Origin of the sequence: Pseudomonas sp. P9_2 (assembly GCF_034008255.1) — a bacterium.
Classification (GTDB): domain Bacteria; phylum Pseudomonadota; class Gammaproteobacteria; order Pseudomonadales; family Pseudomonadaceae; genus Aquipseudomonas; species Aquipseudomonas synxantha_A.
On record NZ_CP125376.1, the window covers coordinates 2,512,071 to 2,526,293 of the forward strand.

Below are 14,223 nucleotides of genomic sequence, written 5' to 3' on the forward strand. Positions count from 1 at the left end.
TGAACGCCGCGGATGTACTTCAACCCGTGAGGTGTTTATGAGCGCAAACCCCAATGGCGCGGCGGCCCAGCCGTTTGCCCGCCACCCGATACGCATGACACTCAACGGCCAGCCGCGCCAACTGGATGTGCTGCCCTGGACCACCTTGCTCGACCTGCTGCGCGAACAGCTGGACCTGGTCGGCAGCAAAAAGGGCTGCGACCACGGCCAGTGCGGTGCCTGCACCGTATTGCGTGACGGCAAGCGCGTAAATGCCTGCCTGACCCTGGCCGTGATGTGCGACGGCGCCGAGTTGACCACCATCGAAGGGCTGGCCGAAGGCGACCAGTTGCACCCCATGCAGCAAGCCTTCATCAAACACGACGCCTTCCAGTGCGGCTATTGCACCCCCGGCCAGATCTGTTCCGCCGTGGGCCTGGCCAATGAAGGTCGCGCCCACGACCGTGCGCAGATCCAGGAACTGATGAGCGGCAACCTGTGCCGCTGCGGTGCCTACAGCAATATCCGTGACGCCATTGAAGAGGCGCTGCCGGCGTGCCACCGCTCGGGAGGTGAACAATGAACCCCTTCCACTACAGCAAGCCTGCCGGTGTTCAAGAGGCGGTGCACCTAAGCAACGCGGCCTCGCGCTTCATTGCCGGGGGCACCAACCTGCTCGACTTGATGAAAGAAAACATCAGCCGCCCGGAACACTTGATCGATATCACCGGTTTGCCCTTGCACGAGGTTGAAGAAACCGCCGACGGCGGCGTGCGAATTGGCGCGCTGGTGAGCAATGCCGACCTGGCCTGGCACCCGCTGATCGAACAGCGTTACCCATTGTTGTCCCAAGCGATCCTGGCGGGGGCCTCGCCGCAATTGCGCAACATGGCCAGTACCGGTGGCAACCTGTTGCAGCGCACCCGCTGCTACTACTTCTATGACGCTACGGTGCCGTGCAACAAGCGCGAGCCCGGTAGCGGCTGCCCGGCGCGTACGGGGTTGAATCGCATCCATGCGATCCTTGGCGCCAGTGAGCAGTGCGTGGCCACGCATCCCTCGGACATGTGCGTGGCCCTGGCGGCGCTCCAGGCACGGGTGCATGTAGAAGGGCGTGGGGGTGCACGCGTCATCGAGTTCGCCGACTTCCACCGTCTGCCCGGCGATGCGCCGCAGCGCGACAACCAATTGGCCGATGACGAGCTGATCACCGCAATCGAACTGCCTGCCGACCATCTGGCCCGGCATAGCCACTACTTGAAAATCCGCGACCGCGCGTCCTATGCCTTTGCTTTGGTGTCGGTGGCTGCGGCGCTGGAACTGGACGGCGACACCATCATCGATGCGCGCCTGGCCCTCGGCGGCGTGGCGCACAAACCCTGGCGCGACCGCGCAGTGGAAGCGGCATTGATCGGTCAGACCGTCAGCCGCGAAACCTTCAGCAACGCTGCCGATGCCCTATTGCAAGACGCCGAGCCGCTGGAGCACAACGGCTTCAAGATCAAACTGGCACGACGCGCAATCATCCGTGCCCTGAGCGACGCCGCTGTCGCAGGAGAACAGCCATGAGTGCCATCGGCAAACCCCTGGACCGTGTCGACGGTCTGCTCAAGGTCACAGGCCAGGCGCGCTATGCCGGTGAGTTCCCTGAGGATGGCCTGCTGCATGGCAGTGTCGTCTCCAGCACCATCGCCAAAGGCCGCGTTATCAAGATCGATGCTTCCAAGGCCCTGGCCTTGCCCGGCGTGGTCGAGGTCATTGATCACCTCAATCGCCCCAGAATCGCCAGTTACGACGACGCCTTCCAGGATGATGATGCCGCCGACGGCTCACCCTTTCGCCCGCTGTACAACGACCGCGTGCTTTACAGCGGCCAGCCCCTGGCCCTGGTGATCGCCGATAACCTGGAACTGGCCCGGCACGCCGGTTCACTGGTGCACATCGAATACGCGCCTGAAGCGTTCGAAACCGACCTGCTCACCCAGCAGGAAGGGGCCTACCCTTCACCGCAGACACCGCCCAAACCACGCGGCAACTTTCAGGCCGAGTGGGCCGGTGCGGCGATCAGCCTCGATCTGCATTACAGCACCCCCATCGAACACCACAACCCCATGGAGCCCCATGCCAGCACCGTGCTGTATCAGCCGGACGGCACGTTGCATATCCACGACAAAACCCAGGGTCCGCAGAACTGCCAAGCCTACGTGCAAAAAGTGTTCGGCCTGGATAAAAGCCAGGTGCGCATCTTTGCTGCCTTTGTCGGTGGCGCCTTCGGTTCGGGCCTGCGCCCGCAGTACCAACTACCACTGGCAGTGATGGCATCCCTGGCGCTCAAGCGGTCGGTGCGCGTGACCCTGACTCGCCAGCAGATGTTCACCTTCGGCTATCGCCCACGCACTTTGCAGCGTTTGCAGATGGGTGCCGCCGCCAATGGGCGCTTGCTGGCCCTGGGGCATACCGCGATTGGCCAGACCTCGCGCTTCGAGGATTTCAGCGAGCACGTGGTGGAGTGGAGCGGCATGCTCTATCACTGCGACAACGTGCAGCTGACCTACAAGCTGGTGCCGCTGGATGTATTCACTCCGTTGGACATGCGCGCCCCCGGTGCTGCGCTGGGCGTGATCGGCCTGGAATGTGCCATGGATGAACTGGCCTGCGCCTTGGCCATCGACCCGGTGCAACTGCGGCTGATCAACTACGCCGAGCGCAACCAGAACGAAGACAAACCCTGGTCGAGCAAAGCCCTGCGCGAATGCTACAGCGAAGGCGCCGAACGTTTCGGCTGGAGCCAGCGCAACCCGGAACCGCGCAGTATGCGCGACGGTCGCCAGTTGATCGGCTGGGGCATGGCCGGTGGGGTGTGGGAAGCCATGCAGATGAAGGCCAGCGCCAAGGCACGCATCGATAGCCGCGGCAAACTCACCGTCAGCAGTGCCACCACCGACATTGGCACGGGCACCTACACGGTGATGACCCAGATTGCCTCTCAGGCCAGTGGCGTGGCGATGGCCGATATCAGCTTTCTGTTGGGTGATTCGTCATTGCCCACGGCGCCGTTGCAGGGCGGTTCGTTTACCGTGTCTTCCGTCGGCACCGCCGTACAGCAAGCGTGCGAAGCGCTGAATGCCAAATTGCTGGAGATCGCCCGGCAGACTTACCCGGTATTCAAGGATGCCGATTCGGTTTGGTTTGAAGACGGCCAGCTACACAGTGGTGACGTGAGCGTGTCATTGGCGCAACTGGTCAAGGACAGCGGTGAAGACGCCTTGCAGGTCCAGGTCGACAGCGAGCCCGACAAGAAGCGCGAGGGCTATACCAGCGCTACGCACTCGGCGGTGTTCGTCGAAGTGCGGGTGGATGAAGACCTGGGCACCATCAAGGTCAGCCGTGTGGTCAGCGCGATTGCTGCCGGGCGCGTGGTCAACCCGAAGATGGCCCGCAGCCAGATCCTTGGCGGCGTGGTGTGGGGCATTGGCATGGCGCTGCATGAAGAGACCCAGGTCGACCATCAATTGGGACGCTACATGAACCACAGCCTGGCCGAGTACCACATCCCGGTGAACGCCGATATCGGCGAGATTGACGTGCTGTTTGTCGAAGAACACGACGATGTGGTCAACGCACTAGGGTCCAAGGGCGTGGGAGAGATCGGCATTGTCGGCGTGGCGGCGGCGGTGGCGAATGCGATTTACCATGCCACCGGCAAGCGGGTGCGGGAGTTTCCGATCACCTTGGATAAAGTGCTCTAGCACCGGCCTTCCAAGCACCGAAGCTCCAACTGTGGGAGCTGGCTTGCCTGCGATAGCGGTGCCTCGGCCACCAGAGAGTTGCCTGATACACCGTTATCGCGGGCAAGCCCGGCTCCCACAGGGTACAACGCTTAAGCTTATGGCTTGGTTTCTTCCACCGGCACATGCATACGATCGCGATTGGCGAGGGTCGGGAACAACTTGATCCATACCCCGGTCACCACCAGGGTGCCGATCCCGCCCATTACCACCGCCGGCACGGTGCCGAACCAATGAGCGGTTATCCCGGATTCGAACTCGCCCAGTTGATTGGATGCACCGATAAACAGGCCATTGACCGCGCTGACTCGCCCACGCATCTCATCCGGTGTTTCCAGTTGCACGAACGACGCGCGGATCACCATGCTGATCATGTCCGCCGCGCCGAGCACTACCAGCACCGCCAGGGAGAACCAGAACGAGGTCGAAAGGCCGAAGGCAATGGTCGCCACGCCGAATACGCCAACGGCGGTAAACATCACGCGTCCTACCTTGCGGTCTACCGAGAACCGCGCCAGCCACAGTGACATCAGCAAGGCGCCCACCGCCGGTGCCGAACGCAGCAGGCCCAGGCCCCAGGCGCCGGTCAGCAGGATGTCCTTGGCGAACACCGGCAGCAACGCGGTGGCGCCGCCCAGCAGTACGGCAAACAGGTCCAGGGAGATGGCGCCGAGGATGTCCGGGCGGCTGCGGATAAAGCGGATGCCGGCCAGCAGCGAGTCCATCGTGGCCTTGGCTTTGTTGAGCGGCGTCTGGCGGGCGGGCAGGTTCAAGGTCAGCACGCAGGCAATCAGGTACAGCGCCACGGTCGGGCCGTACACCCACACGCTACCAAACGCGTAGAGCAAACCGCCAACGGCGGGTGCGACGATGGTCGCCAGTTGCTGGGCCGATTGCGATGCCGCCACGGCCCGTGGGAACAACGCGCTGGGCACGATGCTCGGCAGCAGCGCCTGGGTGGTGGGCATTTCAAATGAGCGCGCGGCGCCCAGCAGGAAGGCGAGGATAAAGATCATCTCGCGGGTCACGTTGCCGGTCAGGCCGCCGATGGCCAGGGACAAGGCAATCAGCGCCTGTAACGTCTGGCAAATGGCGGCGACCCTGCGTCGCTCATAGCGATCGGCCACATGCCCGGTGTGCAGCATGAACAGCACGCGCGGTACGAATTCCACCAGGCCAACCAGCCCCAGGTCCAGCACGTTGCCGGTCAGTTGGTAGAGGTTCCAGCCGATCGCCACGGTGAGCATCTGGAAGCCGCTGGCGGTAAAGATCCGCGCCAGCCAGAACGCGATGAAAGGGCGGTGGTGACGTAACAGCAACGCGGGTTCACTGGGCATCGGGAATCAGGTCGGCAGCGGGGGAATGGCGAGATTAGCATCAAGCTGTAACAAATAGTTGCAAGAACAGGACTGAGGCAAGCTGTCACGCGGCAAAAGACCACACAGTCGTACAGCAAAAATGGGACTACTCTTTCAACGATGCTTGATCCAGATCAAAACCTGCCCCGGAATTGCTCTGGCGGCCGCAAGGCCAGAATCCCCACGAGATGGGTAAAAAAAGAAACGAATTGAAATTCGCCACACTCCATATCCGTGGGGGCAGTGGGTGCAGGCTCCCAGCCAGCAGCCGGTATTACCTGACAGAGGAAGACTTATGTTCGGTTTGGAGGCGCTAGATCTCGCCCGAATTCAATTCGCGTTCACCATCTCGTTTCACATCCTGTTCCCGGCGATCACCATCGGCCTGGCCAGTTACCTTGCGGTGCTGGAGGGCTTGTGGCTCAAGACTCATAACGATACCTACCGTGACCTCTACCATTTCTGGTCGAAGATCTTTGCCGTCAACTTCGGCATGGGTGTGGTCTCCGGCTTGGTCATGGCCTATCAGTTTGGCACCAACTGGAGCCGTTTCTCGGACTTCGCCGGTGCTGTCACCGGGCCATTGCTGACGTACGAAGTGCTCACGGCCTTCTTCCTTGAGGCCGGTTTCCTTGGTGTGATGCTGTTCGGCTGGAACAAGGTGGGGCGCAAGCTGCACTTTTTCTCCACGGTGATGGTGGCCGTGGGGACGTTGATCTCCACGTTCTGGATTCTCGCCTCCAACAGCTGGATGCAAACGCCACAGGGCTTTGAAATCATTGATGGCCGGGTGATTCCCACCGATTGGCTGGCGGTGATCTTCAACCCTTCGTTCCCCTATCGCCTGATGCACATGGCCACGGCTGCATTTGTTGCCACGGCATTCTTCGTCGGCTCGTCGGCGGCCTGGCATTTGCTGCGCGGCAAGGACAACCCGGCGATCCGCAAAATGCTCTCCATGGCGATGTGGATGGCGCTGATTGTCGCGCCCATCCAGGCGGTGATCGGTGACTTCCATGGCCTTAATACCCTCAAGCATCAACCGGCAAAAATCGCCGCGATTGAAGGCCACTGGGAAAACATCGGCAACGAGCCGACGCCGCTGATTCTGTTTGGCTGGCCGGACATGAAAGCCGAGAAGACCAAATACGCGGTCGAGATTCCGTACCTGGGCAGCCTGATCCTGACCCACTCCCTGGACAAGCAGGTGCCGGCCCTCAAGGAGTTCCCCCCTGAGGACCGCCCCAACTCGACCATCGTGTTCTGGTCGTTCCGGGTCATGGTTGGCCTGGGTTTCCTGATGATCTTCACCGGTCTGTTCAGCCTGTGGCTGCGCCGTGGCGACAAGATGTACACCTCCAAACCGTTCCTGTACCTGGCGCTGTGGATGGGCCCGTCCGGGCTGATTGCGATTCTTGCTGGCTGGTTCACCACTGAAATCGGCCGCCAGCCTTGGGTGGTCTACGGGCTGATGCGCACCGCAGATGCCTCGTCCGGGCATAGCCTGGCGCAGATGACCATCACCCTGGTGTTGTTCGTGGTGGTGTACTTCGCGCTGTTCGGCGCAGGCCTGGGTTACATGATGCGCCTGGTGCGCAAGGGCCCTGTGACTCACGACAGTACCGAACCGGCCCATGGTGGCCCTGGTCAGAAACGCACCCCGGCGCGTCCGTTGTCTGCCGCCGACGATGGCAGCGATAACGACCACGACCACATCCAGCACAAGGGGAATTGAGATGGGTATTGATCTTCCGCTGATCTGGGCCGTGATCATCATCTTCGGCATCATGATGTATGTGGTCATGGACGGCTTCGACCTGGGTATCGGCATCCTCTTTCCGTTTATCCCCGGCAAAGTCGACCGTGACGTGATGATGAATACCGTGGCCCCTGTATGGGACGGCAACGAAACCTGGCTGGTACTCGGCGGCGCGGCGTTGTTTGGCGCGTTCCCGCTGGCGTATTCGGTGGTGTTGTCGGCGTTGTATCTGCCGCTGATCCTGATGCTGATCGGGCTGATCTTTCGCGGCGTGGCCTTTGAGTTCCGCTTCAAGGCCAAGGACCACAAGCGTCACCTGTGGGACAAGGCGTTTATCGGTGGCTCGCTGGCAGCGACCTTCTTCCAGGGCGTGGCGTTGGGCGCCTTTATCGACGGTATCCCGGTGGTGGACCGCCAGTTTGCCGGTGGCTCACTGGACTGGCTCACACCGTTCACGATGTTCTGCGGCGTGGCGCTGATCGTGGCCTATGCCTTGCTCGGCTGCACCTGGCTGATCATGAAGACCGAGGGCAAGTTGCAGGAGCAGATGCATAACCTGGCGCGGCCGTTGGCTTTCGTGGTGTTGGCGGTGATCGGTATCGTCAGTATCTGGACGCCTCTGACCCACCCGGAAATCGCTTCGCGCTGGTTCACCTTGCCGAACCTGTTCTGGTTCCTGCCGGTGCCGGTTCTGGTATTGGTCACGATGTACGGACTGTTCCGCGCCGTGGCCCGTCATGCGCACTACACGCCGTTCCTGCTGACGCTGGTGCTGATCTTCCTGGGCTACAGCGGCCTTGGCATCAGCCTGTGGCCCAATATCATCCCGCCGTCCGTGTCGATCTGGGACGCTGCGGCACCGCCGCAAAGCCAGGGCTTCATGCTGGTGGGCACGTTGTTCATCATCCCGTTCATCCTGGGTTATACCTTCTGGAGCTACTACGTGTTCCGCGGCAAGGTCACCCACGAAGACGGCTACCACTAGGAGGGTTGAAACATGTCCGGTAAACCTTCACTGCACGAGATTGAACAGGCCGAGAAGCAGCCATTGTGGCGGCGCCTGGGATGGCTGGCGATGATCTGGGTCGGCAGCGTGCTGGCCCTGTTCGTGGTGGCCAGCCTGATGCGCATGTTCATGAATGCGGCGGGCCTGACCACGCACTGACATACCGAACCGGCCTGCCAGCGTGAGAGGCAAGCCCTGCTCTTCTATTGGAAGGGCAGGGCTTTTTTATTTGCGCGCTTTGAGGATGACGAACTTTGGTGTGGCCGCCACTTGTTCGACGCCACGGAACAATCGCGCCAACTTGCTGTGGTAGCCCAGGTGGCGATTACCCACGATATACAACGCGCCGCCCACTACCAGGGCTTCGCGTGCCTGCTGGAACATGCGCCAGGCGAGGAAGTCACCCACCACTTGTTGTTGATGAAACGGTGGGTTGCACAGCACCACGTCCAGCGATTGCGCCTCCTGACCGGCCAGGCCGTCATCGGCACGTACAATCACGTCGCGATCGCCCAGGGCGGCTTGCCAGTTTTCAGCCGCCGATTGCACGGCCATATAGGACTCATCCACCAGCGTGTACTGCGCGTCGGGGTTTTGCAAAGCGCTGGCAATCGCCAATACGCCATTGCCGCAGCCCAGGTCTGCCACGCGGGCGCTGCCAAGGTTTTTCGGCAGGTGCGGCAGGAAGGCACGGGTGCCGATGTCCAGGCCTTCGCGGCAGAAAACGTTGGCGTGGTTGAGCAACTCGATCGCTGGGGCGTCCAGGGTGTAGCGGGTGGGGTAGGGCGAGACTGCGACAGGGCGATCTGCCACGGTGGCGATCAGCAATCGCGCCTTTTTGACCGCAAGCGTCGCGTGCATCGGCCCGATGTAACGCTCCAGCAGTTCACCGGCGGCGCGGGGCAAGTGCTTGACCATCGCCCCGGCGATCACCTCGGCGCCCGGCGCCAATTGCCCCTGCAGGCGGATCAACTGTTCTTCCAGCAGCGCCAGGGTTTTTGGCACACGGATCAGCACCCGATCGAAGGGCCCCACCGGCGCGATGCTGGCGGGTACGAATGGCACGGCATCAAACGCCTTGCCGTTACGCACCAGGTTTTTCTCCAGGGCGTGGGCGGCGAGGAACGAGTCGCCGCTGGAGGTCACCGGCATCTGGCCCGCAAGGCTGGCCGCGAGGGCACCAAAGCTGTCATTGAGTACCAGCACGCGGGTCAGCGCATTGGGTTGCTGTGCGCCAAGGTGGTTGAGCAGGTACTCGTCGGCGGCATCGAAGGCTTGCAGCGGATCATTGTGTTGCTCTGGCTGACGAATCAGATCGAGCTGGGCGAAAGGGCTGTCAAGCAGGGGCATGGGGGAAGAATGCTCTGGGTAATCGACGGAACCGTCTGAGTGAAAGGCGACGCGACCCGCTGAAGGGGGCGGCATCAACACTCAGAATTGGCCGTAAATGTTACGTTTTTTTTTACGCAATGACATGGGGTGTTTAATTGACGATTAGAGCATCCCCGCTTTGGCGAGGCAGAGCACAGCCTGGATCTTACTGGTGACCTTCAATTTGCTGAGTACTCTGCCGACATGAAAACCCACCGTGCGCTCGGACAGGCACAGAATGCGAGCGATCTCCGCGGCGGTCTTGCCCATCGCGCACCATCTGAGAATCTCCGTTTCGCGGGCCGTTAACTTGAACGGCGCCTCGTCGATGGGCTCGCAGGTGTATTGAAGCGCGACTACGGCATGCATCGCATGGCAGAGCCACAAGACTTGACCGGCTTTTTCGTAAAGCTCTTCAGGGCTGACCTCACCCTTGTCACGCACCAGGGTCAGCATACTGAATACACCCTTGAAATCATGCACCGCCTGGGACCAGCCCCTATGCACCCCAAATGACTCAGCCAAGTCCCACAGTTCAGGGGTGTTACCGAAGGCTTGCTTCTCCCAGAGGATGGGCAGTACAGAGTGCTTGCAGTGAACTACAGCCGGATCTTTGTCGAAGAAACCTGCTTGTTGATAGATTCTGTTCCATTCATTTGGGTAGTTGTTGCAGTTGAAAGGCTTTGCTTGGGTATTTTCGGATTGAGTACTCATCGTGAACGAGCAATATTTGAACCCCATTTCCTGAGTGCGGTTGATCACCATTTCATACACGGTGGTGATTTCGCTCTCGCCTTCCAGCTTGGGCAGCCGTGAATTGCGCCAATTGACCATCGGTAACTCTCCATGGGTTTCTTTGTGACTTGGGTACTTCCTGATCCCCAATCCAGCACGAAAACAAGTGTAGGACACGTCGTACAAGCTAGTCTGAAAAAAAATTCATCAGGTGGTTGGTCTACAGGTTTCAGATATGTACAAGCGTTGTTGGTTTGTATGAAAAAACCGATGGGACATTTTTTTTGCACTGGTTTTAATGACTTGCAGGTGATATCAAAATGACGTCTTCGGACGGCGTAGTTTCATCTTGTGGCGTATTCCGGTTGGGTTAATAGCCAAATGATTAGTATGAGTGTGCGGCTCTTTGTTTCCTTCGGATTGCTGGTGAGCCGCTGGCCCACTTGCGTCACTGACAGGCCGTGCATCATGGGTAAATGCAATGCCAGTACAAATCAACGGTGTTTGCGTCATCTGCTTTGAGAGACACTAGCAGCCTGTGCAAAACGGAGCCTCCCATGACGGCCAGTGCTGAGAAATTTACCCGCCAGACCTTGCTCGACGTGCAATCGCTGACCCCCAGCCTCTTCACCCTGCGCACCACTCGCGACCCAGGCTTTCGCTTTACCGCCGGCCAGTTCGTGCGCCTGGGTGTAACCAAGGCCGATGGCAGCACCGTGTGGCGTGCCTACTCTGTGGTGTCATCGCCTTTTGATGAGCATCTCGACTTTTTTTCCATCGTTGTTCCCGGCGGGGAGTTCACCAGCGAACTCAGCCGGCTGCGGGTCGGCGATACCCTGCTGGTAGAGCGCCAGGCCACCGGCTTCCTGACCCTTAATCGCTTCGTTGACGGGCGCGACCTGTGGCTGTTGGGGACAGGGACTGGCGTTGCGCCGTTCCTGTCGATCCTGCAGGACTTTGAGGTATGGGAAAAATTCGAACACGTCATCCTGGTATACAGCGCCCGGGAAGCGAAAGAGCTGGCCTACCAGGCGCTGATCAAAGAACTGGGGGAGCGCGAACACCTGGCCGAGTACGCGCATAAACTCACCTACATCCCCATCGTCACCCGCGAGCAACATCCGGGTGCGCTCAACGGGCGCATTACCACGTTGATCAAGAATGGCAAACTGGAGCGCACGGCCGGCCTTAAGTTAACACCCGAACATTCCCGCGTACTGATTTGCGGCAACCCGCAGATGGTCGATGACACTCGTCAGCTACTCAAGCAACGGGACATGCAACTGAGCCTGAGTCGACGCCCTGGTCAGGTTGCAGTAGAAAATTACTGGTAGAAAAAAGGCGCCTCACGAGGCGCCTTTTTGCAATCGCTGATTAAAGCGGTTTGTTGTTATTTTGAGCCTTGAGCAGATCGCGGATCTCGCCCAGCAGCACTTCTTCCTTGGTCGGCGTCGGTGGCAAGCTAGGGGCTACGGCTTCTTCTCGCTTCAGGCGGTTGATGGCCTTCACACCCATGAAGATCGCAAAAGCGACGATCACGAAGTCGATGATGCTCTGGATAAACTTGCCATAAGCCAACACCACCGCCGGTACGTCACCCTGCGCGGCCTTGAGTGTTATCGCCAGGTCGGCAAAGTCCACCCCCCCGATCAGCAGACCAATAGGCGGCATTATCACGTCGCCTACAAACGAGGAAACAATCTTGCCGAAGGCGGCGCCGATGATGATACCGACGGCCATGTCGACCACATTACCTTTGACCGCGAAGGCCTTGAACTCACTGATCACGCCCATAGGTTATTCCTTGTTACAGTTGAGAAGGGTGGAGGTCAGTGTAATTCAGTCGTACAAGGCTTGCTCGACACAACTGTTAACACTGTCGATTTTTATCGACACATTAAAACGCAAATAGTTTGCAAAGTGCCACCAATCGCGCGCGAATTACCCGTCATTTCAGCCCGTTACCAGATTATTTTCTTAATCGGGCCTGTGGTGTTTTTCTATTTATCTTCTGAGTCGCAGGTCACTAGCCTCTGACAAGCACAACAGAATGTGCGCTAAAAAAACCAGAGGAAACCTCGATGAACACTCCAATCCGCCGCAGGCCCGTGTCCGCGCGTCACGCGCTGGCACTGGTGACCGCAAGCCTGCTGTCCCTCTCCGTGCAAGCCGCCAACCTGACCCGCGATAACGGGGCCAACGTCGGTGATAACCAGAACTCGCAAACGGCCGGAGCGAACGGCCCGGTATTGTTGCAGGACGTTCAGCTGATCCAGAAGTTGCAGCGCTTTGACCGCGAACGCATCCCCGAGCGTGTGGTACATGCCCGCGGTACGGGCGCCCATGGCACCTTCACGGTGACCGACAACCTCAGCGACCTGACCAAGGCCAAGGTGTTCGCCGCCGGTGAAACCACGCCAGTGTTCGTGCGCTTTTCGGCGGTCGTCCACGGCAACCATTCCCCTGAAACCCTGCGTGACCCACGGGGCTTTGCTACCAAGTTCTACACCGCCGAAGGTAACTGGGACTTGGTCGGCAATAACTTTCCGACCTTCTTTATCCGCGATGCCATCAAGTTCCCGGATATGGTCCATGCCTTCAAACCCGACCCACGCACCAACCTGGATGACGACTCGCGCCGTTTCGACTTCTTCTCCCATGTTCCCGAAGCCACGCGTACTTTGACCGAGTTGTACTCGGACTCCGGTACACCGGCCAGTTACCGCGAGATGGACGGTAATGGCGTACATGCCTACAAGTTGATCAACGCCAAGGGCGAAGTGCACTACGTCAAGTTCCACTGGAAGAGCCTGCAAGGCATCAAGAACCTGGATCCCAAGCAAGTCACCGAAGTACAGGGTCGTGACTACAGTCATATGACCAACGATTTGGTCACCCATATCAACAAGGGCGACTTCCCCAAGTGGGACTTGTATGTGCAAGTGCTCAAGCCCGAGGACTTGGCCAAGTTTGATTTCGACCCCCTGGATGCCACCAAGATCTGGCCGGATGTACCTGAGCGTAAAGTCGGGCAGATGGTGCTCAATCGCAACCCGGCCAATGTCTTCCAGGAAACCGAGCAAGTCGCGATGGCGCCTGCCAACCTGGTGCCGGGCATCGAGCCGTCGGAAGACCGCCTGCTGCAAGGCCGGGTGTTCTCCTATGCCGATACGCAAATGTACCGCTTGGGTGCGAACGCCCTGCAACTGCCGATCAACGCTCCACGGGTCACCGTCAACAACGGTAACCAGGACGGTGCGATGAACTTCGGCAAAACCACCACCGGCGTGAACTACCAGCCAAGCCGGCTGTTGCCACGCGAAGAGCCGCAAACCGCGCGCTACAGCCAGTCGCCGCTGTCGGGCAGCACCCAGCAGGCGAAGATCCAGCGCGAGCAGAACTTCAAACAGGCCGGTGACCTGTACCGCTCCTACACCAAGAAAGAGCGTCAGGACTTGATCGACAATTTCGGCGGCTCGCTGGCCACCACCGATGACGAGAGCAAGCACATCATCCTGTCGTTCCTTTACAAGGCTGATCCGGAATACGGCACCGGCGTGACCAAGGTGGCCAAAGGTGATCTGGCTCGCGTGAAGGCGCTGGCGGAAAAACTGACTGACTGATTCGTTGGTTGCGGTCGGCGCCTCTACGGGCGTCGACCTTTGGCAGGAGAAGCCCCTATGCGTATCTCTATCGGTTTACTGATGGCCATGCTGGCCTTTGTCGCCCATGCGGAGTCTCCCGACCCGGTGGCGCTCAAAGCCCAGTTGCAGGATTACTACTTCGACGCCGCTCGCCGTGGCGACCTCGACATGCTCAACACCTTTATCGACTCCGGCTACAGCCTCAACACCCAGGATGACAAAGGCTACACCGCACTGATTCTCGCCGCTTATCACGGCCAGGGCTCGTACGTGGAGCGTCTGCTCGACGCGGGTGCCAACGCCTGCGTACAGGACAAACGCGGCAACACGGCGCTGATGGGCGCAATCTTCAAGGGTGAGCTGAAAATCGCCCAGCGCCTGCTGGCCACCGACTGCAACCCGGACCAACGCAATGGCGCGGGACAGACTGCCGCCATGTACGCCGGGCTGTTCAAACGCGTCGAGTTGCTGGGTGAACTGCAAGCCAAAGGCGCAGACCTGAACGCCGAGGATCCCGTCGGTAACAGTGCTTCACGTTTGGCCAGTGGCGAAATCCGGACCCCGGCGTCGCGCTGAGCTATCA

13 protein-coding genes are annotated in these 14,223 nt (G+C 59.8%); 9 read left to right on the forward strand and 4 right to left on the reverse strand.

The features are described 5' to 3' along the window. Positions 1-37: 37 nt before the first annotated feature. From QMK52_RS11230 to QMK52_RS11240, 3 genes are read left to right on the forward strand one after another with little or no spacing between them, the layout of a single operon-like run. Complete coding sequence (locus QMK52_RS11230; RefSeq protein ID WP_005791634.1) at positions 38-562, forward strand: (2Fe-2S)-binding protein; 525 nt, start codon at positions 38-40, stop codon at positions 560-562. After that, positions 559-1,548 (forward strand): FAD binding domain-containing protein, encoded by a 990-nt coding sequence (locus QMK52_RS11235; protein WP_005791633.1) that lies wholly within the window; start codon positions 559-561, stop codon positions 1,546-1,548. The genes QMK52_RS11230 and QMK52_RS11235 overlap by 4 nt, the downstream gene beginning before the upstream one ends. Then, on the forward strand, positions 1,545-3,728 hold the full coding sequence (locus tag QMK52_RS11240; protein ID WP_320404090.1) for a xanthine dehydrogenase family protein molybdopterin-binding subunit: 2,184 nt from the start codon (positions 1,545-1,547) through the stop codon (positions 3,726-3,728). The genes QMK52_RS11235 and QMK52_RS11240 overlap by 4 nt, the downstream gene beginning before the upstream one ends. Positions 3,729-3,865: 137 nt before the next feature. Here the strand turns inward: QMK52_RS11240 and QMK52_RS11245 are convergent, their stop codons facing one another. Further along, complete coding sequence (locus QMK52_RS11245) at positions 3,866-5,104, reverse strand: MFS transporter (protein ID WP_005791631.1); 1,239 nt, start codon at positions 5,102-5,104, stop codon at positions 3,866-3,868. 316 nt (positions 5,105-5,420) lie between these two features. On the opposite strand from QMK52_RS11245, the gene QMK52_RS11250 reads away from it, so the two are divergent. The 3 genes from QMK52_RS11250 to QMK52_RS11260 are packed head-to-tail and all read left to right on the forward strand — an operon-like array spanning position 5,421 to position 8,049. Beyond that, positions 5,421-6,860 (forward strand): cytochrome ubiquinol oxidase subunit I, encoded by a 1,440-nt coding sequence (locus tag QMK52_RS11250; RefSeq protein ID WP_005791629.1) that lies wholly within the window; start codon positions 5,421-5,423, stop codon positions 6,858-6,860. A gap of 1 nt (position 6,861) precedes the next feature. Then, positions 6,862-7,869, forward strand: coding sequence for a cytochrome d ubiquinol oxidase subunit II (gene cydB, locus QMK52_RS11255; RefSeq protein WP_005791627.1), 1,008 nt, complete (start codon positions 6,862-6,864; stop codon positions 7,867-7,869). Positions 7,870-7,881: 12 nt separating this feature from the next. After that, on the forward strand, positions 7,882-8,049 hold the full coding sequence (locus QMK52_RS11260) for a DUF2474 domain-containing protein (RefSeq protein WP_005791626.1): 168 nt from the start codon (positions 7,882-7,884) through the stop codon (positions 8,047-8,049). Between the two features lie 66 nt (positions 8,050-8,115). Here the strand turns inward: QMK52_RS11260 and QMK52_RS11265 are convergent, their stop codons facing one another. Further along, the gene (locus QMK52_RS11265) at positions 8,116-9,240 is read right to left on the reverse strand and encodes a methyltransferase (protein WP_194439286.1); all 1,125 of its coding nucleotides are present in this window, start codon (positions 9,238-9,240) and stop codon (positions 8,116-8,118) included. A 144-nt stretch (positions 9,241-9,384) separates the two neighbouring features. Beyond that, the gene (locus QMK52_RS11270) at positions 9,385-10,095 is read right to left on the reverse strand and encodes a helix-turn-helix transcriptional regulator (protein WP_005791622.1); all 711 of its coding nucleotides are present in this window, start codon (positions 10,093-10,095) and stop codon (positions 9,385-9,387) included. 458 nt (positions 10,096-10,553) lie between these two features. Here QMK52_RS11270 and QMK52_RS11275 point away from each other — a divergent pair, with 458 nt between their 5' ends. After that, positions 10,554-11,330: a ferredoxin--NADP reductase gene (locus QMK52_RS11275; RefSeq protein ID WP_005791620.1), complete on the forward strand. Its 777-nt coding sequence runs from the start codon at positions 10,554-10,556 to the stop codon at positions 11,328-11,330. A 40-nt stretch (positions 11,331-11,370) separates the two neighbouring features. Here QMK52_RS11275 and mscL read toward each other — a convergent pair whose 3' ends face one another. Next, on the reverse strand, positions 11,371-11,790 hold the full coding sequence (mscL, locus tag QMK52_RS11280; RefSeq protein ID WP_005791618.1) for a large-conductance mechanosensitive channel protein MscL: 420 nt from the start codon (positions 11,788-11,790) through the stop codon (positions 11,371-11,373). 287 nt (positions 11,791-12,077) lie between these two features. On the opposite strand from mscL, the gene katB reads away from it, so the two are divergent. Next, complete coding sequence (gene katB / locus QMK52_RS11285) at positions 12,078-13,619, forward strand: catalase KatB (protein WP_005791616.1); 1,542 nt, start codon at positions 12,078-12,080, stop codon at positions 13,617-13,619. 57 nt (positions 13,620-13,676) lie between these two features. Then, positions 13,677-14,216 (forward strand): ankyrin repeat domain-containing protein, encoded by a 540-nt coding sequence (locus QMK52_RS11290; RefSeq protein ID WP_005791615.1) that lies wholly within the window; start codon positions 13,677-13,679, stop codon positions 14,214-14,216. The last annotated feature ends 7 nt before the right edge of the window (positions 14,217-14,223 follow it).